Annotated in this window: 17 protein-coding genes and 1 riboswitch; of the genes, 8 read left to right on the top strand and 9 right to left on the bottom strand. The window is 72.4% G+C overall.

The features are described from left to right. The first annotated feature begins 136 nt into the window (after window positions 1-136). Complete coding sequence (recQ, locus tag ACFQ9Z_RS23810; RefSeq protein ID WP_383022177.1) at window positions 137-2200, top strand: DNA helicase RecQ; 2064 nt, start codon at window positions 137-139, stop codon at window positions 2198-2200. Window positions 2201-2215: 15 nt separating this feature from the next. Here the strand turns inward: recQ and ACFQ9Z_RS23805 are convergent, their stop codons facing one another. Continuing rightward, window positions 2216-3154 (bottom strand): M56 family metallopeptidase, encoded by a 939-nt coding sequence (locus tag ACFQ9Z_RS23805; RefSeq protein ID WP_365296498.1) that lies wholly within the window; start codon window positions 3152-3154, stop codon window positions 2216-2218. Between the two features lie 207 nt (window positions 3155-3361). Then, entirely contained in the window at window positions 3362-4579 is a 1218-nt protein-coding gene (gene fahA, locus ACFQ9Z_RS23800) for a fumarylacetoacetase (protein WP_383022175.1), read from the bottom strand. 306 nt (window positions 4580-4885) lie between these two features. Between fahA and ACFQ9Z_RS23795 the strand changes: the two genes are divergently transcribed. Next, the gene (locus ACFQ9Z_RS23795) at window positions 4886-5698 is read left to right on the top strand and encodes an HAD family hydrolase (RefSeq protein ID WP_383022173.1); all 813 of its coding nucleotides are present in this window, start codon (window positions 4886-4888) and stop codon (window positions 5696-5698) included. A gap of 36 nt (window positions 5699-5734) precedes the next feature. On the opposite strand, the gene ACFQ9Z_RS23790 is transcribed toward ACFQ9Z_RS23795, so the two are convergent. Continuing rightward, a complete protein-coding gene (locus ACFQ9Z_RS23790) occupies window positions 5735-6220 on the bottom strand; it encodes a transglycosylase SLT domain-containing protein (RefSeq protein WP_383022170.1) in 486 nt (161 codons plus the stop codon). A gap of 1 nt (window position 6221) precedes the next feature. Beyond that, window positions 6222-6406: riboswitch (cyclic di-AMP (ydaO/yuaA leader) on the bottom strand. A gap of 533 nt (window positions 6407-6939) precedes the next feature. Here ACFQ9Z_RS23790 and ACFQ9Z_RS23785 point away from each other — a divergent pair. The 4 genes from ACFQ9Z_RS23785 to ACFQ9Z_RS23770 all read left to right on the top strand — a co-directional run bounded on the left by ACFQ9Z_RS23785 (window position 6940) and on the right by ACFQ9Z_RS23770 (window position 11304). Then, the gene (locus tag ACFQ9Z_RS23785; RefSeq protein ID WP_383022168.1) at window positions 6940-7950 is read left to right on the top strand and encodes a polyprenyl synthetase family protein; all 1011 of its coding nucleotides are present in this window, start codon (window positions 6940-6942) and stop codon (window positions 7948-7950) included. Window positions 7951-8197: 247 nt separating this feature from the next. Continuing rightward, on the top strand, window positions 8198-9412 hold the full coding sequence (locus tag ACFQ9Z_RS23780) for an outer membrane lipoprotein carrier protein LolA (RefSeq protein WP_383022166.1): 1215 nt from the start codon (window positions 8198-8200) through the stop codon (window positions 9410-9412). Between the two features lie 49 nt (window positions 9413-9461). Further along, window positions 9462-10436, top strand: coding sequence for an ATP-binding cassette domain-containing protein (locus ACFQ9Z_RS23775; RefSeq protein WP_383022163.1), 975 nt, complete (start codon window positions 9462-9464; stop codon window positions 10434-10436). Then, a complete protein-coding gene (locus tag ACFQ9Z_RS23770; protein ID WP_383022160.1) occupies window positions 10423-11304 on the top strand; it encodes an ABC transporter permease in 882 nt (293 codons plus the stop codon). Before ACFQ9Z_RS23775 ends, ACFQ9Z_RS23770 begins: the two co-directional genes overlap by 14 nt. A 6-nt stretch (window positions 11305-11310) precedes the next feature. Here the strand turns inward: ACFQ9Z_RS23770 and ACFQ9Z_RS23765 are convergent, their stop codons facing one another. Next, window positions 11311-11898 (bottom strand): flavodoxin family protein, encoded by a 588-nt coding sequence (locus ACFQ9Z_RS23765; protein ID WP_383022158.1) that lies wholly within the window; start codon window positions 11896-11898, stop codon window positions 11311-11313. 219 nt (window positions 11899-12117) lie between these two features. On the opposite strand from ACFQ9Z_RS23765, the gene ACFQ9Z_RS23760 reads away from it, so the two are divergent. Continuing rightward, window positions 12118-13452, top strand: a complete 1335-nt coding sequence (locus ACFQ9Z_RS23760) for a tetratricopeptide repeat protein (protein WP_383022156.1) — start codon at window positions 12118-12120, stop codon at window positions 13450-13452. 25 nt (window positions 13453-13477) lie between these two features. Here ACFQ9Z_RS23760 and ACFQ9Z_RS23755 read toward each other — a convergent pair whose 3' ends face one another. The 3 genes from ACFQ9Z_RS23755 to ACFQ9Z_RS23745 form a co-directional block, all read right to left on the bottom strand. Continuing rightward, window positions 13478-13963, bottom strand: coding sequence for a VOC family protein (locus ACFQ9Z_RS23755; RefSeq protein WP_383022154.1), 486 nt, complete (start codon window positions 13961-13963; stop codon window positions 13478-13480). A gap of 47 nt (window positions 13964-14010) precedes the next feature. Next, the gene (gene rarD, locus ACFQ9Z_RS23750; RefSeq protein WP_383022151.1) at window positions 14011-14973 is read right to left on the bottom strand and encodes an EamA family transporter RarD; all 963 of its coding nucleotides are present in this window, start codon (window positions 14971-14973) and stop codon (window positions 14011-14013) included. Between the two features lie 135 nt (window positions 14974-15108). Beyond that, window positions 15109-15963, bottom strand: coding sequence for an SDR family oxidoreductase (locus tag ACFQ9Z_RS23745; protein WP_383022148.1), 855 nt, complete (start codon window positions 15961-15963; stop codon window positions 15109-15111). Between the two features lie 112 nt (window positions 15964-16075). Between ACFQ9Z_RS23745 and ACFQ9Z_RS23740 the strand changes: the two genes are divergently transcribed. Continuing rightward, window positions 16076-16486, top strand: a complete 411-nt coding sequence (locus ACFQ9Z_RS23740) for a winged helix-turn-helix transcriptional regulator (RefSeq protein ID WP_383022145.1) — start codon at window positions 16076-16078, stop codon at window positions 16484-16486. Window positions 16487-16505: 19 nt separating this feature from the next. Here the strand turns inward: ACFQ9Z_RS23740 and ACFQ9Z_RS23735 are convergent, their stop codons facing one another. Then, the gene (locus ACFQ9Z_RS23735) at window positions 16506-17567 is read right to left on the bottom strand and encodes a 2-oxoacid:ferredoxin oxidoreductase subunit beta (RefSeq protein ID WP_383022143.1); all 1062 of its coding nucleotides are present in this window, start codon (window positions 17565-17567) and stop codon (window positions 16506-16508) included. Beyond that, window positions 17560-19488, bottom strand: a complete 1929-nt coding sequence (locus ACFQ9Z_RS23730) for a 2-oxoacid:acceptor oxidoreductase subunit alpha (RefSeq protein ID WP_383022141.1) — start codon at window positions 19486-19488, stop codon at window positions 17560-17562. The genes ACFQ9Z_RS23735 and ACFQ9Z_RS23730 overlap by 8 nt, the downstream gene beginning before the upstream one ends. Window positions 19489-19658: the final 170 nt, after the last annotated feature.

Genomic DNA, 19658 nt, shown 5'->3' with positions numbered 1-19658 from the left:
ATGAGCTGATACGACAGACCATGCGCATCTGTGGACAACTTCCGGCACTGTCGGCGTGGACCCCTATCGTGGAGGCAGTGGTCGAGGGACGACGACGCACGGGGGACGGGAAAGACAGGACACGGGGGACCGGACGATGAGCACGACGGGCGGGATCGGAGAGATGCAGGTGGTGACCGAAGGGCCGGACGCGGCCGCGAGCGAGGCGCTGGCCACGTTGCACCGGGTCTTCGGGTACGAGGCCTTCCGCGGCGAGCAGGAAGAGGTCATCGAGCATGTGGTGGCGGGCGGCGACGCCGTCGTGCTCATGCCGACCGGTGGCGGCAAGTCGCTGTGCTACCAGATCCCGTCCCTGGTCAGACCGGGTACGGGCGTGGTGGTCTCGCCGCTGATCGCGCTGATGCAGGACCAGGTGGACGCCCTGCGGGCGCTCGGCGTGCGAGCGGGCTTCATCAACTCCACGCAGGACTTCGACGAGCGGCGCGTGGTCGAGGCCGAGTTCCTCGCGGGCGAGCTGGACCTGCTGTACCTGGCCCCGGAGCGGCTGCGCGTGGAGGCCACGCTCGACCTGCTCTCCCGCGGCAAGATCTCCGTCTTCGCCATCGACGAGGCGCACTGCGTCTCACAGTGGGGCCACGACTTCCGCCCCGACTACCTGGCCCTCTCCCTGCTCGGCGAGCGCTGGCCGGACGTGCCGCGGATCGCGCTCACCGCCACGGCCACGCACGCGACCCACCAGGAGATCACCCAGCGGCTCGGCATGCCGGCCGCCCGCCACTTCGTGGCGAGCTTCGACCGGCCCAACATCCAGTACCGGATCGTGCCCAAGGCCGACCCCAGGAAGCAGTTGCTGGCCTTCCTGCGGGAGGAGCACCCGGGCGACGCCGGCATCGTCTACTGCCTCTCCCGCAACTCGGTGGAGCGCACCGCCGAGTTCCTGAGCGCCAACGGCATCGAGGCGGTGCCCTACCACGCGGGCCTCGACGCGGGCACGCGCGCGGCCCACCAGTCCCGGTTCCTGCGCGAGGAGGGCCTGGTCGTGGTCGCGACCATCGCCTTCGGCATGGGCATCGACAAGCCGGACGTACGCTTCGTCGCCCACCTCGACCTGCCCAAGTCCGTCGAGGGCTACTACCAGGAGACGGGCCGTGCGGGGCGTGACGGCCTGTCCTCCACCGCCTGGATGGCCTACGGCCTCAACGACGTCATACAGCAGCGCAAGCTGATCCAGTCCGGCGAGGGCGACGAGGCGTTCCGCCGCCGGGCGTCCGCCCACCTCGACGCGATGCTCGCCCTGTGCGAGACCGTCCGCTGCCGGCGCGGGCAGCTCCTCGCCTACTTCGGCCAGGAGCCCTCCGCCGAGGGATGCGGCAACTGCGACACCTGCCTCACCCCGCCGGAGACCTGGGACGGCACGGTCGCCGCGCAGAAGGTGCTCTCCACGGTGGTGCGGCTGCAGCGCGAGCGCGGGCAGAAGTTCGGCGCCGTGCAGATCGTGGACATCCTGCTCGGCAAGCGCACCGGCAAGGTCATCCAGTTCGACCACGACCAGCTCTCGGTGTTCGGCATCGGCCAGGACCTCACCGACGGCGAATGGCGGGGCGTCATCCGGCAGTTGCTCGCCCAGGAGCTGCTCGCGGTCGAGGGGGAGTACGGCACGCTCGTGCTCACCGAGGCGAGCGGGACCGTGCTGCGCCGGGAGCGGGAGGTGCCGCTGCGCAAGGAGCCGAAGAAACCGGCCGCCGCCCGCGCCGGTTCCTCCGGCCGCGGCGAGCGCAAGGCCAGGTCGGCCGCGGCCGAGCTGCCCGCCGAACTCCTCCCCGCCTTCGAGGCCCTGCGCGCCTGGCGCGCCGAACAGGCCCGGGAGCAGGGCGTCCCCGCGTACGTCATCTTCCACGACGCCACGCTCCGGGAGATAGTCACCCTTCGGCCCGGCTCGGTGCGGGAGCTGGGCACGGTGGGCGGCGTCGGCGAGAAGAAGCTGGCGACCTACGGGGAAGGCGTGCTGGAGGTGCTGAACTCCCTGGCCGGCTCCGCCCCGGACGGCGCCTCCGCCCCGGACGGCGCCTCCGCCCCGGACGGCGCCTCCGCCCCGGACGGCGCCTCCGCCCCGGACGGCGGCTCGCCCGCCGCCGACGGTGCCGCGGAGGACCACTGGGCCGGGCCGGTGGAGGAGCCGGAGCCCGAGGACTGGATGTAGCGGCGGCGGGGGCGGTCAGGACAGCGCCGTCAGCCCCGGGGCGAAGGTGATGAGCAGCGGCAGCAAGGGCACCAGCGCGGCCACCGTGGTGGTCAGCGCCCGGTGCCTGCGCAGCAGCCGCGGCGGGGGCTGAAGGAGCCGGTCGACGCGTTCGCCGAGCAGCCGGTGGCTGGAGGCGCAGGACAGGACGCCGCGGTGCTGGTTCAGCTCGATCAGGGCGAGGGCGGTGGTGAGGTGGCCGCAGCGGCGGGAGGCGGTGTCGTCGGCGGCCAGTTCGACCAGACGGTGCGTCTGGTCGCAGAAGTGGGCGAAGAGCGGGACGCGCGGGAAGCCGGTGGCGAGCGCCGTGGACAGATGGAGCAGCCAGTCGTGGTGGGCGCGGGCGTGGCCGCGCTCATGGGTCAGGACGGCGTCGAGCTGACGGCCGGTGAGGCGGCGCAGCGCCCCGGTGGTGACGACGAGCTGCGGCGGGTGTCCGGGCATCCACCAGGCGTCCGGGTACTCGTCCTCCAGCACCAGCATCGGGCCGCGCGCCGCCGGCAGCCCCGCGGGCAGATCGGGTGCGCGTTCCCGCAGGTGGGCCCGGGCCTGGCCGCGGCGCCTGCGGACCTCGGCGAGTTCCCGGGCGAGCATCGCCGTGGTCCACGCGGCCCCGCAGGCCAGCAGCACGGTGAGGGCCACCGCCCAGACCGGTGCGGTGGACAGGTCGTATGCGGCGGTGACGGCGGGCGGCGCCGGGGCGAACACATGGTCGCGGACGGTGCGGAAGACGGCCGCCGCGCCCAGCACCAGCGCCGTCAGACAGCACAGCAGGACCGTGGCCACCAGGCACTGCCACACCCACAGGGCGACCACGGGCTCCCGTTCGGGCCAGTCGGCCCGGGTCAGCGCGCGCGGCGCCGGTACGGCGGCCGTCAGGGCGACGACGCTCAGCAGGAGCAGGCAGACCGTCATGCCGGGGCTCCGGTTCCTGGTCGGAGAGATGCGGGTGTCGGGTGGTGCCGGGGGACGCGCCGAAGGCCCGTCGGATGGTGCCGTGTCCCCGTCAGTATGACGGGGGCACGGGCCGTGAGTCAGGTGTCCGGGCGGGATCGTCCGCGTCGAGGCGGGTTCGCCCCGCCTTTCCGGGCACCCGGTCGCGCCGCTGCCGCAGGCAGCGCCTCAGCCGGACACGATCCGCCCGCTGACCTCCCCGAGCCCGACCCGGCCGCCGTCCGGCCCCGGCGCCCAGGCCGAGAGGGTCACCACGTCCCCGTCCTCCAGGAACGTGCGCTTGCCGTCGGGGAGTTCGAGCGGGTCGCGGCCGTTCCAGGTCAGTTCGAGCAGCGAGCCGCGCTGCCGCTCCGCCGGTCCGCTGACCGTCCCCGAGCCGTACAGGTCGCCGGTGCGCAGCGAAGCACCGTTCACCGTCATCTGGGCGAGCTGCTGGGCGGCGGTCCAGTACATGGTGGAGAAGGGCGGCTCGGACACCGTGTGACCGTTGATCGCGACGGAGATCCGCAGGTCGTAACCGCCGGGTTCGATGCCCGCGGCGGCGTCGTCCAGGTAGGGCAGCAGGGGGTGCGTGCGCTCGGGGGGCGCCACGCGCGCGTGCTCCAGCGCCTCCAGCGGGGTGATCCACGCCGACACCGAGGTGGCGAAGGACTTGCCGAGGAAGGGGCCGAGCGGGACGTACTCCCACGCCTGGATGTCGCGCGCCGACCAGTCGTTGAGCAGGCACAGGCCGAAGACGTGCTCCTGGAAGTCGCCGAGCGCGACCGGCCTGCCCTGCGTGGAGGGCACGCCCACCACGAAGCCGACCTCGGCCTCGATGTCCAGCCGGACCGAGGGCCCGAAGACCGGTGCCGGGTCGCCGGGGCCCTTGCGCTGCCCCGAGGGCCGTACGACGTCCGTGCCGGAGACGACCACCGTGCCGGAGCGGCCGTGGTAACCGATCGGCAGGTGCTTCCAGTTGGGGGTGAGGGAGTCCTCGGCGTCCGGGCGGAAGATCCGGCCGACGTTCCGCGCGTGGTTCTCGGAGGCGTAGAAGTCGACGTAGTCCGCGACCTCGAACGGCAGGTGGAGGGTGACCGACGACAGGGGGTGGAAGAGCGGTTCGATCGTCGACCGGTGCGAGGGGACCGTCACCCACGCCGTCAGCGCGCGCCGCACGTCCGACCACGCCGTGCGGCCGGCCGCCAGCAGCGGGTTGAGGGTGGCCTGCGCGAGCAGGGAGACGTACGGCGAACCGAGCGCGGCGGCCGCGGCGCCCGCGTCGAGGACGTGGTCACCGAGCCGGACGCCGACCCTGCGCTCCGTGCTGCCGGAGGGCGAGAACACACCGTAGGGAAGGTTGTGCGGGCCGAAGGGGTCGCCCTCGGGGACGTCGAAGGGGGGCATGGGGTGCTGCCTCACTCTCATCCGGGCCATGCATGGCGATGCGTTCCATGTGATCGCGCCACACGTTACGGCCGGGACCCATGTCTTGGGCAGTGCCGACAGGGTTGTCCGGCCGATGTCCGGAAAGAGGACGCGGACGGGGTGAGGGCCGGTAGCCGGACAGGGGTGGGCGGAGCGGTGCGGGGCCGGGGACGGGGTGGGCGCGCCTCCCGAGGCGGGTCGGGGGGCGCCGGACCGCGGCCGCGGGCCCAAGTCCGGGAAGATCCAGATGAGTCGGCGGGGCGCCGCGGTCCGTATTCTCTGATCATGGCCGCACCCCCCGCATACGCACTGATCGCCACCGATCTGGACGGGACGCTGCTGCGCGGCGACGACACCGTCTCCGACCGGTCGCTCGCCGCTCTGGAGCGGGTGGCGCGGGCCGGCGCCCGGCACCTGGTGGTGACGGGCCGGCCGGCTCCCCGGGTACGGCCGCTGCTGGCCGCCCTGGGCTGCACGGGGCTCGCGGTGTGCGGGCAGGGGGCGCAGGTCTACGACGCCGGCTCCGGCCGCCTGCTGTGGTCGGTGCGGCTGGACCGGGAACTGGCGGAGACCGCGCTCGGCAAGATCGAGGCCGAGGTGGGGCAGGTCTTCGCGGCCGTCGACCAGGACGGCGTGGACGGGCTCACCCTGATCGAACCCGGGTATCTGATGCCCCACCCGACCCTGCCCGCCGTGCGGGTCGGCCGGCGCGACGACCTGTGGCGCGAGCCCATCAGCAAGGTGCTGCTGCGCCACCACAGGCTGTCGGACGACGAGTTGGCGGCGACCGCGCGTGCGGCGGTGGGCTCGCTGGCCACGGTCACCATGTCGGGGCCGGGCACGGTGGAGCTCCAGCCGTGCGGGGTCACCAAGGCGACGGGGCTCGCGCTGGCCGCCGACCGTCTGGGGATCGCCGCCGGCCGGGCGCTGGCCTTCGGGGACATGCCCAACGACATCCCCATGTTCGACTGGGCCGGCCGCGGGGTCGCCATGGCCAACGCCCATCCCGAACTCAAGGCGGTCGCGGACGAGGTCACTACGTCCAACGAGGACGACGGCGTCGCCGTCGTCCTCGAAGGACTGTTCCCGGCCCACTGACCGGGACCGCGGCGGGCGCCCCGCCGCGGGGGCCGGTCAGTAGGCGCCGAAGACGTTGTCGATCGAGCCGTAGCGAGCGGCCGCGTAGTTGCAGGCGGCGGTGATGTTCGCGACCGGGTCGTAGATGTCGAAGGACGTTCCGGCCACGTGGTAGCTGTTGAAGGTCGGGTCGATGACCTGGAGCAGACCCTTGGACGGGATGCCCTTGGCCGCGTTGGAGTCCCACAGGTTGATGGCGCGCGGGTTGCCCGAGGACTCGCGGATGATGTTGCGGTGGATGCCGTTGTAGGTGCCCGGGATGTGCTTCTCCGCCATGATCGCGAGGGACTCGCGGATCCACCCGTCGAGGTTGTTCGGGTACCCGGCGACGGTGGTGCCGGACGAGCTGGTGGAGTCGGCCGCGGAGGCGCTGGTGGCGCCGACGACCGGAAGGGCGAGCAAGGCGGCGCCGGTGCCGAGCACGGCGAGCTTGCGGGCGAGGCGACCGGTGCGGAAGCGGCGGTTCTGAGCGGCAGCAGGCATGGAAGTTCCTCTCCGTCGCCTGCGAGGTGAGCTGTCGGGTTCGGGCGGGGAGGTGCCCGGCCGTGCCGCTCTGCGCGGCACGGCTTCACCCCTTGCCGTTCCGGTGACGACACGCGTCGTCCGGTCCGGCGAACTTACCTGGGTCCCCCGCTCCTGCCGTACGAATGAGTTCGTCGATGGGTGGTGTCGAGCGGCGGCAGGATTCGGCGTTCCGCTCGACTGGCCGGGAACGTATGCGAGAGCACATGTCCGGAACAAGTGTTGGATTCACGTAAAAGCCAAGTTGACCTTGTTCTGTTCCGTTTTGAGTGCTTGATCCTTTGCGACTGCCAATGCTCAACTGGCCGTCCGTGCAAGGGCGGACCGGCTGCCGGCCGGGCCGGACGGGCCCGTCGCGGGGCGTGACCCAACTCACGAAATAGCGAAGTATTCCAAATCCGACATAGGGGATTTGACCGTGGCAATGGATCGGGCTGGTGTGCCCCGCCGGATGCCCCGTGGCTGATTTGCCTACGTTCCAAAAGGAGTATTAAGGAACTAAATGTCCGTATTAGTGGATGGTCGGCGATGTGCCGACCGTGGTCCTGTGCCGTCCCTGCCGGACCGGTGGCCGCCCTCGGTGATCGAAACAGGACCGGATACGCTGACTTGAGTGAGGGCAGCGACCTATCGACAAACCGCGTAATCGCCAGCAGACACCAGCAGACAGGAGACCCCTCGTGACCGTCGTCGGGCCGTTCGGGCTGAGCGTGCGGGACCAGGCTCTGGAAGCCGATGTCCAGGCCGGATTGACGGCTGTCGAGGAAGGCTTGCTCGAGGCCACCAAGAGCGAGGTCCCGTTCATCACGGAGGCCGCGCAGCACCTCGTACGGGCCGGCGGGAAGCGGTTCCGGCCGCTCCTGGTGATGCTCGCGGCGCAGTTCGGCGACCCGTACGCGCCCGGCGTCGTGCCGTCGGCCGTGGTCGTGGAGCTGACCCACCTGGCCACGCTGTACCACGACGACGTCATGGACGAGGCGTCCGTGCGGCGCGGGGTGGACAGCGCGAACACGCGCTGGGGCAACTCCGTCGCCGTCCTCACCGGCGACTTCCTGTTCGCCCGCGCCTCCCAGATCCTCGCCGACCTCGGCCCCGAGGCGGTCCGCGTGCAGGCCCTCGCGTTCGAGCGGCTGGTCACCGGGCAGATCCTGGAGACCGCGGGCCCCTCGGACGGACGCGACCCGGTCGAGCACTACCTGGACGTGCTCGGCGGCAAGACCGGCTCCCTGGTGGCGGTGTCCTGCCGGTTCGGCGCGATGATGTCCGGCGCCGACGAGACGGTCGTCGACGTGCTGACCCAGTACGGCGAGCGGCTCGGGGTCGCCTTCCAGCTCGCGGACGACGTCCTGGACATCGCCTCCGACTCGCACGAGTCCGGCAAGACGCCGGGGACCGACCTGCGCGAGGGCATCCCGACGCTGCCCGTGCTCCGGCTGCGCGAGCGCGCCGCCCGCCTGGCGCTGCCCGAGGACATCGCGCTGTGCGAGCTGCTGGACTCCGACCTCGGCGACGACGCCCGTCTCGACGAGGCGCTGACCGCGCTCCGCGCGCACCCCGCGCTGGAGCAGGCCCGCCGCGACACCGTCCGCTACGCGGAGGAGGCGCGCTCCGCGCTGGCCCCGCTGCCGGAGTGCGACTCCAAGGCGGCGCTGCTCGAACTGTGCGACGCGGTGGTGCACCGGGCCGGCTGAGCCCCCCCGTACACGGACCGAGGGCGGTGACTCCCGCACGACCCCTACGGGTCGGGGGAGACACCGCCCTCGGGTGTCATACCGCAGGCGTACACGGAGTTGGTGCCGTGGTCTGACGCCTCCTCACGGCCGATTTGGTCATATGGAAGCCACGGAAATCACCAATCCTCACCGATTCGGGTGAGAATGGCGGCTCAGGTGGACCAGTGTGGGGACAGCCGCCGCCGACGACGGAGGTAAGGCACAGATGGCACCGTACGAATCCGACGACGCAACGGCCGCCGCGCGTGACGAGGACCTGCCCACCGGACGCCGCAAGGCCGCCCGGTACGTGGTCCCGGTCGCGGTGGTGGGGGTGGCGGCGGCCACGATCGGGCTGGTTCCGGCGCTCGCCGACTCCGGTGACCCCGATCTGCCGAAGATCACCGCGCAGCAGCTCATCGACAAGATCGCCAAATCGGACGTGCAGCAGCTCTCCGGCACGGTGAAGGTCAGCACCGACCTCGGTCTGCCGGACCTCGGCGGCCTGGAGAGCGGACTGATGTCCGGGGCGGCCCGGGGCGACGGCGGCGGCTCCTCCGCCGACCCGCAGTCCAAGCTGACCGAACTGGTCTCCGGCACGCACACGCTGCGCGTGGCCGCCGACGGACCGGACCGGCAGAAGCTGTCGCTGCTGGAGAGCGGCTCCGAGTACAGCCTCGTCCACGACGGCAAGGACGTCTGGGGCTACGACAGCAAGAGCAACGAGGTCTACCACTCCGCCGGCGCCGAGTCCGGCGGGCGGCACCGGACCGGGCAGCCGCCGGCCACGCCCAAGAACTTCGCCGACGAGGCCCTGAAGGCCGTCGACGACACCACGTCGGTGACCGTCGACGGCACCGCGCGGGTCGCCGGCCGCGACGCCTACAAACTGCTGATCAGGCCCAGGCAGTCCGGCACCACGGTCGGCGCGATCAGCATCGCCGTGGACGCGCGGACCGGCCTGCCGCTGAAGTTCACCCTCACCCCGCGCAGCGGCGGCGCCGCCGTGCTCGACGCGGGCTTCACCCAGGTCTCCTTCGCCGCGCCGGCCGCCTCCACCTTCGACTTCACCCCGCCCAAGGGCGCGAAGGTCACCGAGGAGAAGAAGGGCGCCGAGGCGCCGGAGCACACCCGGGAGCACGCCACCAAGGGCGGTGAGGACCTCGCCGGGGGCCTGAACGGCGCCACCGTGCTCGGCAAGGGCTGGACGTCGGTCGCGAGCTTCGACACCGGCGGCGGGGCCGGCCTGCCGTCCGGCGGCCAGGGCGGCGCGCTCGGCGGCTTCCTCGGCTCGCTCGGCGACCAGGTCTCCGGCAAGTTCGGCAAGGGCACGGTGTTCTCCACCCGCCTGGTCAACGCCCTGATCACCGACGACGGCAAGGTGTACGCCGGCGCGGTGACCAAGGACGCGCTGGTGAAGGCGGCGAACGCGGGGAAGTAATCCTCCCTGGGCAAGGGGCAGGGCAGGAGCGGGCACCGAGGGGGAGCCGATGGACGGACCGTCCGCCGCGGAGAGTGAGCCGGCAGACGCGCCGGAGCACGTGATCGCCACGCGCGGCCTCACCAAGCGCTACCGCGGCGGACAGCTCGCCGTCGACGGTCTCGACCTGACCGTCCCGGCGGGCAGCGTCTTCGGCTTCCTCGGCCCGAACGGCTCCGGCAAGACCACCACCATCCGCATGCTGATGGGGCTGATCGAGCCGACCTCGGGCACGGCCCGCGTCCTGGGCCGGCCCATGCCCCGGGCCGCCCGCACCGTCCTGCCGAGGGTCGGCGCGCTGATCGAGGGCCCGGCCCTGTACGGCTTCCTCTCCGGCCGGGACAACCTGCTGCGCTACGACGCCGCCGATCCGACGGCCGATCCGCGCACCCGGCGCGCCCGGGTCGGGGCCGCCCTGGACCGGGTGGGCCTGACGGCGGCGGCGGGCAAGAAGGCGAGGGCGTACTCGCTCGGCATGAAGCAGCGCCTGGGCCTGGCCGCCGCCCTGCTCCAGCCGCGCGGACTGCTCGTGCTGGACGAGCCCACCAACGGGCTCGACCCGCAGGGCATGCGCGAAATCCGCACCCTGGTGAGGGAACTGGCGTCCGACGGCACGACCGTGTTCCTCTCCTCCCACCTGCTCGACGAGATCGAGCAGGTGTGCACGCACGCGGCGGTGATGGCGCAGGGCCGCCTGATCACCCAGGGCGCGGTCGCCGACCTGGCGGCCGGGGCGCGCGGCCGGCTGGCGGTGAGCACGCCGGATCCCGCCGAGGCGGCCCGGGTGCTGAAGGAGCAGGGCGTCGCCGACGTCGTCGCCGACGGTGACCGGGTGACCGGCGAGCCGCCCGAGCGGGACCTCGCTGAGCTGAACGCGGCCCTGGTCGCGGCGGGCGTGCGGGTACGGGGCTTCACTCTCGAACGGGCCTCGCTGGAGGACGCGTTCATGGCGCTGACCGGGGAGGGCTTCGATGTCGCGGGCTGAGGCGCTCGCGGCGCCTGCCGGGCGCCGGACGAGTCCGCTGTGGACCTTCGGACTGCTGCGCAGCGAGCTGGTCACCACCCTGCGCCGCTGGCGCACGCTCGCCCTGCTCGCGGTGCTGGCGGCGGTGCCGGTGCTGGTCGGGATCGCGGTGCGGATCGAGACGCGCGGCGGGTCCAGGGCGGGCGGTGGCGGCGACGGGCCGGCGTTCATGGCCCAGATCACCAACAACGGCCTGTTCCTGGTGTTCACGGCGCTCGCCGCGACCCTGCCGTTCTTCCTGCCGATGGCGGTCGGCGTCGTCGCGGGCGACGCGATCGCCGGGGAGGCCGGCGCCGGCACCCTGCGCTATCTGCTGGTCGCCCCGGCCGGCCGCACCCGGCTGCTGCTCGTCAAGTACGCGACGGTCATGGCCTTCTGCCTGCTGGCCACCCTGGTCGTGGCCGTGTCCGCGCTCGCCGTCGGCGCCCTGCTCTTCCCGCTCGGCGACCTCACCACCATCTCGGGCACGAGCATCACCTTCGCCGAGGGGCTCGGCCGGGCGCTGCTGATCGCGCTGGCCGTCGCCGCCTCACTGGTCGGCATCGCGGCGCTCGGCCTGTTCGTGTCGACCCTGACCAACAGCGGCATCGCGGCCATGGCGACCACCGTGGGCCTGCTCATCACCGTTCAGATCCTGGACCAGATACCCCAGTTGCACGCCCTGCGGCCGTACTTCTTCTCGCACTACTGGCTGTCCTTCGCCGACCTGATGCGCGACCCCGTCTACTGGGACGACCTGGTGCGGAACCTCGTGCTCCAGGCGCTGTACGCGGCCGTGTTCGGCTCGGCGGCCTGGGCGCGGTTCACGACGAAGGACATCAGCGCCTAGGGCGGCTCAGGCCTCCTGATACGGGAAGCGGGCGAGGGGCGCCTGGCGTGCGAAGAACGTCTTCGCACGCGTGAGCGCGTCGGTGTCCTTCGCCACGTCACCGGGCGCGCTTCCGTTGCCGAGCAGCACGCCACCGAAGCGCATCTCCAGGTAGGCGGCCGAGTTGTTGAGCGTGCCGACGAGCGGGTCGGAGACCGACGGCTCCTGGGCGGCCCGCACCGAGACGCCCCACAGGGTGCGTCCGGCCATCGCCTCCTTGAACCCGACGCCCGGCGTGCGGAGCCAGGCCGACCAGTAGTCCAGGTACCGCTTGGTGTGGCCGGACACCGAGTACCAGTACAGCGGGGAGGCGATCACCAGGTCCGTGGCCGCGAGGGTCGCGTCCAGCAGCACTCCGGCCGGGGTGTCCGGGGCCGGCCGTACGTGGTCGGTGTCGTGCCGCAGGTCCGTGAAGTCGGGCAGCGGGTGGTCGGTGAGGCGGATCCAGCGCTGCTCGACGTCGCCGGGGAGCTGTTCGGCGGCGGCGCGGGCCAGCAGTTCGGTGTTTCCGTCGAGGCGGGCACTGCCCAGGACGAAAAGGAAGCGGCGGCTCATGGGTTCCCCCGGAATGTTTGATGTCACACCGCGAATAAGGGCGTGTGCATTTTATGCACACGCAAGCAGTCTGTTTCAAGAGCCGGTTCCCGCCGCGCCGGGCTGCGGCTGGTGCGATGCTGTGACGTCGCGGTGACGCGGGAGCCGGACCGGGACGGACACACTGGTCGGCAGGACGCGTACGGACCGGATCGTGGCGCCGGGGGAGTGAGGGAACCGATGTCTCGACTCAGCTTCGAGAAGAAGCGGGCGCAGCAGCCCGTGGCACACCCCGCGGCGGTGGCCGTGCGGGTGACCGGCACGGGCAGTGCCTCGGTGGGCGGGACGGCGGTCGTCGCGGAACCGGGCCAGGAGATCCAGCAGGCCGTGCTGAACCACCTCCAGCGCCTGGCGATAAGCCTGGGCGCCCCGATACGCGCCACGATCCACGACGACCGCGCCGGCTGCGTGGTCCCGCTCGAGGTCTCGGCCGACGGCTCCAGCAAGGTGGCGGGCGACCCGGTACGGACCACCGCCCGGCCCGCCGCGCACGAACCGGCCGCCGCGGCGCCCGGCGCGGTGGCGCCCGCTCCGGGCGTGGCGGGCTCCGGTCCCGCCGCGATGGTCTCCGGTCGGGAGCAGGCGCCGATGGGGCGGTTCGGGCCGCCGCCGGTCATGGACGGTGTGCCCGGGGCGCTGGCCGCCGCCGCCCGGACGCCGGCGCACGTCCCCGCCTACGCACCCCGGACGACGCCCCCGGCGCCCGCGCGGCGCCCCGAGCCGGACGTCCCGGTGTCCGTCCCGCGCCCCGAGGAGCCGCCCGTCGCATCCGTACGGCGCTCCCAGCCGGATGGGCCGGTGCCGGCCACGCGCCCCGAGGAATCGCCCGCCGCGCCCGCGCGGCGCCCCGAGCCGGCCGCCTCCGCGCCCCTGCGGGCGGTCCCCGAGGTGGCCGCCGGTGTCCCGCAGGCGCACGCGGGCGGCCCGGACGCGCTCCTGCACGACCCCGAGCCCGTCCCGGCCTCGTCCCTCACTCCCACCCCCGCACGCGGCTTCGACGCCGTGGCCGAGGAGGTGCTCGGGGACACGCCCGTGACCGAGACCGCGGAGGGCGCCGAACTGCTCACCGAGCCGATGGCGCGGATCAGCGAGGCCGTCCGGGACGGCCGCATCGAGGCGGCGGCCCGGCTCGCCGACCGCACCGTCGCCGAGGCCTCCGCCGTGCTGGGCCCCCGCCACCCCGAGGTGCTGCACCTGGGCGAACTCACCGCCTACATCGCCTACCTGGCGGGTGACCCGGTGCGTTCCTTCCACCTCTCGCTCGACCTCGCCCGGCTGCGCCGGCAGGCCTGCGACGCGGAGGCGGCCTACGGCAACGTGCGCAGCGCCGCCACCGCCTGGCGCGCGGTGCGCGACCCGGAGGAGGGGCTGCGGCTGGGCCGCGACCTCATCGACCTGTGGACGGCCCTCACCGCCGAGCCGGGTCCCGCGGCCGGCGACACGGAGCCCCTGGAATCGGCACGCTCGCGCATGGTCCGCCTGACCGGCCGCGCGGCCGCGGCGGCGCGGCCGTAACCGGCGCCGACCGGCCCTGCGGCGGTCACGCGACGCAGAACTCGTTGCCCTCCGGGTCGGCCATCAGGATCCATTCGCCGCCGGGTTCCTTCACCTCGCGCAGCACCCGCGCGCCCAGCGCGGTCAGCCGGGCCACCTCGTCCGCGCGCCGCCCTGCGCCGGCGTGCACGTCGATGTGCAGCCGGTTCTTGACGGTCTTCGGCTCCGGGACGCGCTGGAAGAGCAGCCGCCGGCCCAGTCCGGTGCCGGTGTCCGGGTCGCAGGGGTCGTCGGGGTGCCGTACGGCGATCAGGTCCCGGAAGGCGGGGCGGCCGTGGTACTCGACGGTGGCCTCACCGGTCAGCGCGCCGACGGACAGCAGCCGTTCGACGAGCGCGCTGTTGTCCTCGGGCTCGTAGTGCAGCGCGGCGGCCCAGAAGTCCGCCTGGGCGTGGGGGTCGGCCGCGTCGATGACGATCTTCCAGTGCAGCGGGGCGGGAGTGGATGCGGATGACGGCGTTGGTGTCGACATGCTCACCACTTATAGCCGCCCGCGCGGGACCCGCACGGGCATTGGCGTCAACCGACCCGGCGCACGTCCGGCCGGGCCGGGTCCGGAGCCTCGACGAGCGGCGACACCGCGACCACCCGGGGCCTGCGGGCGGCGCGCAGCGCGTCCCAGGTGAGCAGGACCAGCGCCAGCCACACCAGCGCGAAGCCGGCCCAGCGCTCGAGCGGCATCGCCTCGTGGAAGTAGAGGATGCCGAGCAGGAACTGGAAGACCGGGGCCAGGTACTGCAGCAGTCCCAGCGTGGACAGCGGCACCCGGATCGCCGCCGCGCCGAAGCAGACCAGCGGCAGCGCGGTGACGACGCCGGTCGAGGCGAGCAGCAGGGCGTGCCCGGTGCCGCCGGTGGTGAAGGTGGCGCCGCCGTGCACGCCGAGCCAGACCAGATAGCCGAACGCGGGCACGAACTGGACCGCGGTCTCGGCGGCCAGCGACTCGAAGCCGCCGAGGGCGACCTTCTTCTTCACCAGGCCGTACGTGGCGAACGAGAACGCCAGGCACAGGGAGATCCACGGCGGACGGCCGTAGCCGACGGTCAGCACGACGACGGCGGCGGCGCCCACCCCGACCGCGGCCCACTGCGCGCGCCGCAGCCGCTCCTTGAGGAGCAGCACGCCCATCGCGATGGTCACCAGCGGGTTGATGAAGTACCCGAGGGAGGCCTCGACCACATGGCCGGAGTTCACGGCCCATATGTAGACGCCCCAGTTGACGGTGATGACGGCCGCGGCCACCACCACCAGCCCCAGCCGCCGCGGCTGCCGCAGCAGTTCCCCGGCCCAGGCCCAGCGCCGTACGAAGACCAGGGCGATGGCGACGAAGACGAGGGACCACGCCATGCGGTGGGCCAGGATCTCCATGGCTCCGGCGGGCTTCAGCAGCGGCCAGAACAGCGGGACCAGGCCCCACATCCCGTACGCGGCGAAGCCGTTCACCAGGCCTGTCCGGTGCTCTCCTGTGGACGTCCCGGCCATGGGCCCCTCCTTGTCGCCTCACCCACTCGTGCGAGGAAGAAGGTAGCGCCGAGCCGGCCCGTCTGTCATGCCCGTATCGCCATACGGTCATGACAGACGTTCGCGCCGGTCGCCTGGGAGGCGCCGGAGCCGGTGTCAGCCCTTGAGCGCGGCGGCGACGGCCTCGGCGAGCGGGGTGGTCGGGCGGCCGGCCAGGCGCGAGAGGTCGCCGCCGGGGACGACCAGTTCGCCCTTCTCGATCGAGGCGTCCACGCCGGCCAGCACCGCGGCCAGCGGGCCGGGCAGCCCGGCGCCGGTCAGGATGGACTCGAGCGTCTCGACCGGGACCGGGGTGTAGGCGATCTCCCGGCCGGTCTGCCGGCTCAGCTCGGCCGCGTACTCCGCGAAGCCCCACGCCTCGTCGCCGCCCAGCTCGTACGTCGAGTTCTCGTGGCCCTCGCCGGTCAGCACCGCGACCGCGGCGGCCGCGTAGTCGGCGCGGGAGGCCGAGGAGACCCGGCCGTCGCCGGCGGCCTGGACGACCGCGCCGTGCTCCAGCACCGGGGCCAGGTTCTCGGTGTAGTTCTCGTGGTACCAGCCGTTGCGCAGCAGGCTGTAGGGCAGGCCGGAGGCGAGCAGCGCCTCCTCGGTGGCGCGGTGGTCGTCGGCGAGCGCGGCCTTGAGGGTGCCGGGGGCGCTGGTGTACGCCAGCAGCGCGACGCCGGCGGCGCTGGCGGCGTCGATCACGACCTGGTGCTGCTGGACCCGGCCCTTGTCGAACTCGTTGCCGGAGATCAGCAGGACCTTGTCGCCGGCCGAGAACAGGCCGTCGAAGGTCTCGGGCGCGTTGTAGTCGGCGACGGCGAGCCGCACCCCGCGGGCGGCGAGGCCGGCGGCCTTCGCCTCGTCGCGCACGACGGCGGTGATCTCTCCGGCCGGGACCTTCTCCAGCAGCTGCTCCACCACGTGACGGCCGAGGTGTCCGGTGGCTCCGGTGACGACGATGCTCATGATGTGCGCTCTCCCTGGGGGGTGTGTCTGTCGGTGACTCCGTATATCTGCCACTGACCTTAGGGTGGGCGCTTACCAAACGAAAGTACCCACTTTGAAGTAAGGTACTGACATGGCAGTAAGTAACCGGGTGACCGCCGCCGAGGCCGAGGCCCAGTGCCCGTACCGGCTCGTCCTGGAGCACCTCACGAGCCGGTGGGGCGTCCTCGTGCTGATCGAGCTGCTGGAGCGGCCGTACCGCTTCGGCGAGCTGCGCCGGGCCATCGGCAGGTACAGCGGCCGGGGGGTCAGCGAGAAGATGCTGACCCAGACCCTGCAGACCCTGGAGCGCGACGGGTTGGTCCACCGGGACGCCAAGCCGGTGATCCCGCCCCGCGTCGACTACTCGCTCACCGGCCTCGGCCAGGAGGCGGCACGGCAGGTGCGGTCCCTCGCCCGGTGGACCCACGAGCGCCTGGACGAGGTGGAACGGGCCCGGCTGGCGTACGACGAGGCCCGGGACCTCAGGTCCCGGGCCTCGTAGTCGGCGAGCGCGCCGGTCCTCAGCCGATGACCGTCCAGGTGTCCCCGCCGGCCAGCAGGGCGGCCAGGTCGCCCTTGCCGTGCTGTTCGACCGCCGTGTCGAGCTGCTCGGCCATCTCGGTGTCGTAGACGGGGCGCTCGACCGAGCGGAACACGCCGATCGGGGTGTGGTGCAGGGTCTCCGGGTCGGCGAGCCGGGAGAGGGCAAAGGCGGTGGTCGGGGACGCCGAGTGCGCGTCGTGCACCAGGACGTCCGCCTCGTTCTCCGCGGTCACCGTCACCACCTGCAGGTCCCCGGTCTGCCGGTCGCGGACGACGCCGCGCTCCCCGTCGGACCCGAAGCGGATCGGCTGCTCGTGCTCGAGGCGGATGAGCGCTTCCTCGGCCCGCTGCTTGTCCTTCAGGGCGTCGAAGGCGCCGTCGTTGAAGATGTTGCAGTTCTGGTAGATCTCGATCAGCGCGGTGCCCGGGTGGTCGGCGGCCGCGCGCAGCACCTCGGTGAGGTGCTTGCGGTCGGAGTCGATGGTCCGGGCGACGAAGGACGCCTCCGCCCCGATCGCCAGGGAGACCGGGTTGAAGGGCGCGTCCAGGGAGCCCATCGGCGTCGACTTGGTGATCTTGCCGATCTCCGAGGTCGGGCTGTACTGGCCCTTGGTCAGGCCGTAGATCCGGTTGTTGAACAGCAGGATCTTCAGGTTGACGTTGCGGCGCAGCGCGTGGATGAGGTGGTTGCCGCCGATGGAGAGGGCGTCGCCGTCACCGGTGACCACCCACACGCTCAGGTCGCGGCGGGAGGAGGCGAGGCCGGTGGCGATGGCGGGGGCCCGGCCGTGGATGGAGTGCATCCCGTAGGTGTTCATGTAGTACGGGAAGCGGGAGGAGCAGCCGATGCCGGAGACGAAGACGATGTTCTCCCTGGCCAGCCCCAGCTCGGGCATGAAGCCCTGCACCGCCGCCAGGATCGCGTAGTCGCCGCAGCCCGGGCACCAGCGCACCTCCTGGTCGGACTTGAAGTCCTTCATCGACTGCTTCGCCTCGGCCTTGGGCACCAGCTGCAGCAGCCCGTTGCTGGCGTCAGTCATCGATGGCCTCCTTCAGCGCGGCGGCGAGCTGTTCCGCCTTGAACGGCATGCCGTTGACCTGGTTGTACGAGCGGGCGTCGACCAGGTACTTCGCCCGGACCAGCGTGGCGAGCTGCCCGAGGTTCATCTCGGGGACCACCACCTTGTCGTACCGCTCGAGCACCGCGCCCAGATTGCGCGGGAAGGGGTTGAGATGGCGCAGGTGGGCCTGCGCGACGGCCTCGCCGGCGGCGCGCAGTCTTCGCACCGCGGCCGTGATGGGCCCGTAGGTGGAACCCCAGCCCAGCACCAGGGTGCGCGCCCCGTCCGGGTCGTCGACCTCGACGTCCGGCACCTCGACGCGGTCGATCTTGGCCTGGCGGGTGCGCACCATGAAGTCGTGGTTGGCCGGGTCGTAGGAGATGTTGCCCGTGCCGTCCTGCTTCTCGATACCGCCGATCCGGTGCTCAAGACCCGGCGTGCCCGGGATCGCCCACGGCCGGGCGAGGGTCTGCGGGTCGCGCTTGTACGGCCAGAACACCTCGGTGCCGTCGTCCAGGGTGTGGTTCGGGCCGGTGGCGAACCGGACCCTCAGATCGGGCAGCTCGTCCAGGTCCGGGATGCGCCAGGGCTCGGAGCCGTTGGCGAGGTAGCCGTCGGAGAGCAGGAGCACCGGAGTGCGGTGGGTCAGCGCGATCCGGGCCGCCTCCAGGGCCGCGTCGAAGCAGTCCGCGGGGGTCTTCGGGGCGACCACCGGGACCGGGGCCTCGCCGTTGCGGCCGTACATCGCCTGCAGCAGGTCCGCCTGCTCGGTCTTGGTCGGCAGACCGGTCGACGGGCCGCCGCGCTGGATGTCGACCACCAGCAGCGGCAGCTCCAGCGACACCGCCAGGCCGATCGTCTCGCTCTTGAGGGCGAGGCCGGGACCGGACGTGGTCGTCACCGCCAGCGAGCCTCCGAAGGCCGCGCCCAGCGCCGCGCCGATGCCCGCGATCTCGTCCTCCGCCTGGAACGTGCGCACGCCGAAGTTCTTGTGCTTGCTCAGCTCGTGCAGGATGTCCGAGGCCGGGGTGATCGGGTACGAACCCAGGAACAGCGGCAGGTCCGCCTGCCGGGAGGCGGCGACCAGGCCGTAGGCCAGGGCCAGGTTCCCGGAGATGTTGCGGTAGGTGCCGACCGGGAAGGCCTTGGCGGCCGGCGCGACCTCGTAGGAGACCGCGAAGTCCTCGGTCGTCTCGCCGAAGTTCCAGCCCGCCCGGAAGGCGGCGATGTTCGCGGCCGCGATGTCCGGCTTCTTGGCGAACTTGCTGTTCAGGAACTTCTCGGTGCCCTCGGTGGGCCGGTGGTACATCCAGGAGAGCAGGCCGAGGGCGAACATGTTCTTGCTGCGCTCGGCCTCCTTGCGGGAGAGGTCGAACTCCTTGAGCGCCTCGACCGTGAGCGTCGTCAGCGGCACCGGGTGCAGGTGGTAGCCGTCCAGCGAGCCGTCCTCCAGCGGGGAGGCGGCGTATCCGACCTTCTGCAGGGCGCGCTTGGTGAACTCGTCCGTGTTGACGATGATCTCGGCGCCGCGCGGCAGGTCGCCGATGTTGGCCTTCAGGGCGGCCGGGTTCATCGCGACCAGCACGTTCGGCGCGTCGCCCGGGGTGAGGATGTCGTGGTCGGCGAAGTGGAGCTGGAAGGAGGAGACACCGGGCAGGGTGCCCGCGGGGGCGCGGATCTCGGCGGGGAAGTTGGGGAGGGTGGAGAGGTCGTTGCCGAAGGACGCGGTCTCCGAGGTGAAGCGGTCACCGGTGAGCTGCATGCCGTCACCCGAGTCCCCCGCGAACCGGATGATCACCCGGTCCAGGCGCCGCACGTCCTTCGCTCCGCCCGGTTTGCGCTGCTCTCCCACGACGGGTGTGTCGGCCTGCTCCGCTGGGCTGCTGACCTGGCTGGTCACTGAACTGGACCTCCTTCGAGGCGGCTGTCCGGGAATGGCCGTCCCACGGACCATCCCAGAATCAACCCTACGTCGCTCGGGGTCGCCCTCCGGCGGCCATCCGCATGATGGACCGCGTTCCGGGACGGCCCGGAGCACTGGATTCTCATGGTTCCTCGCGCCGCCGGAGC

Origin of the sequence: Streptomyces sp. NPDC056580, assembly GCF_042793175.1 — a bacterium.
Classification (GTDB): domain Bacteria; phylum Actinomycetota; class Actinomycetes; order Streptomycetales; family Streptomycetaceae; genus Streptomyces.
Note: the sequence above shows the minus strand (reverse complement) of the source record. Positions and strands in the feature narration are given on the sequence as shown.

Bases quoted from the DNA above. Each gene is read 5' to 3' on its own strand.
- recQ (WP_383022177.1), top strand. From the start codon at position 137: ATGAGCACGACGGGCGGGATCGGAGAGATGCAGGTGGTGACCGAAGGG.
- ACFQ9Z_RS23805 (WP_365296498.1), bottom strand. From the start codon at position 3,154: ATGACGGTCTGCCTGCTCCTGCTGAGCGTCGTCGCCCTGACGGCCGCC.
- fahA (WP_383022175.1), bottom strand. From the start codon at position 4,579: ATGCCCCCCTTCGACGTCCCCGAGGGCGACCCCTTCGGCCCGCACAAC.
- ACFQ9Z_RS23795 (WP_383022173.1), top strand. From the start codon at position 4,886: ATGGCCGCACCCCCCGCATACGCACTGATCGCCACCGATCTGGACGGG.
- ACFQ9Z_RS23790 (WP_383022170.1), bottom strand. From the start codon at position 6,220: ATGCCTGCTGCCGCTCAGAACCGCCGCTTCCGCACCGGTCGCCTCGCC.
- ACFQ9Z_RS23780 (WP_383022166.1), top strand. From the start codon at position 8,198: ATGGCACCGTACGAATCCGACGACGCAACGGCCGCCGCGCGTGACGAG.
- ACFQ9Z_RS23775 (WP_383022163.1), top strand. From the start codon at position 9,462: ATGGACGGACCGTCCGCCGCGGAGAGTGAGCCGGCAGACGCGCCGGAG.
- ACFQ9Z_RS23770 (WP_383022160.1), top strand. From the start codon at position 10,423: ATGTCGCGGGCTGAGGCGCTCGCGGCGCCTGCCGGGCGCCGGACGAGT.
- ACFQ9Z_RS23765 (WP_383022158.1), bottom strand. From the start codon at position 11,898: ATGAGCCGCCGCTTCCTTTTCGTCCTGGGCAGTGCCCGCCTCGACGGA.
- ACFQ9Z_RS23760 (WP_383022156.1), top strand. From the start codon at position 12,118: ATGTCTCGACTCAGCTTCGAGAAGAAGCGGGCGCAGCAGCCCGTGGCA.
- ACFQ9Z_RS23755 (WP_383022154.1), bottom strand. From the start codon at position 13,963: ATGTCGACACCAACGCCGTCATCCGCATCCACTCCCGCCCCGCTGCAC.
- rarD (WP_383022151.1), bottom strand. From the start codon at position 14,973: ATGGCCGGGACGTCCACAGGAGAGCACCGGACAGGCCTGGTGAACGGC.
- ACFQ9Z_RS23745 (WP_383022148.1), bottom strand. From the start codon at position 15,963: ATGAGCATCGTCGTCACCGGAGCCACCGGACACCTCGGCCGTCACGTG.
- ACFQ9Z_RS23740 (WP_383022145.1), top strand. From the start codon at position 16,076: ATGGCAGTAAGTAACCGGGTGACCGCCGCCGAGGCCGAGGCCCAGTGC.
- ACFQ9Z_RS23735 (WP_383022143.1), bottom strand. From the start codon at position 17,567: ATGACTGACGCCAGCAACGGGCTGCTGCAGCTGGTGCCCAAGGCCGAG.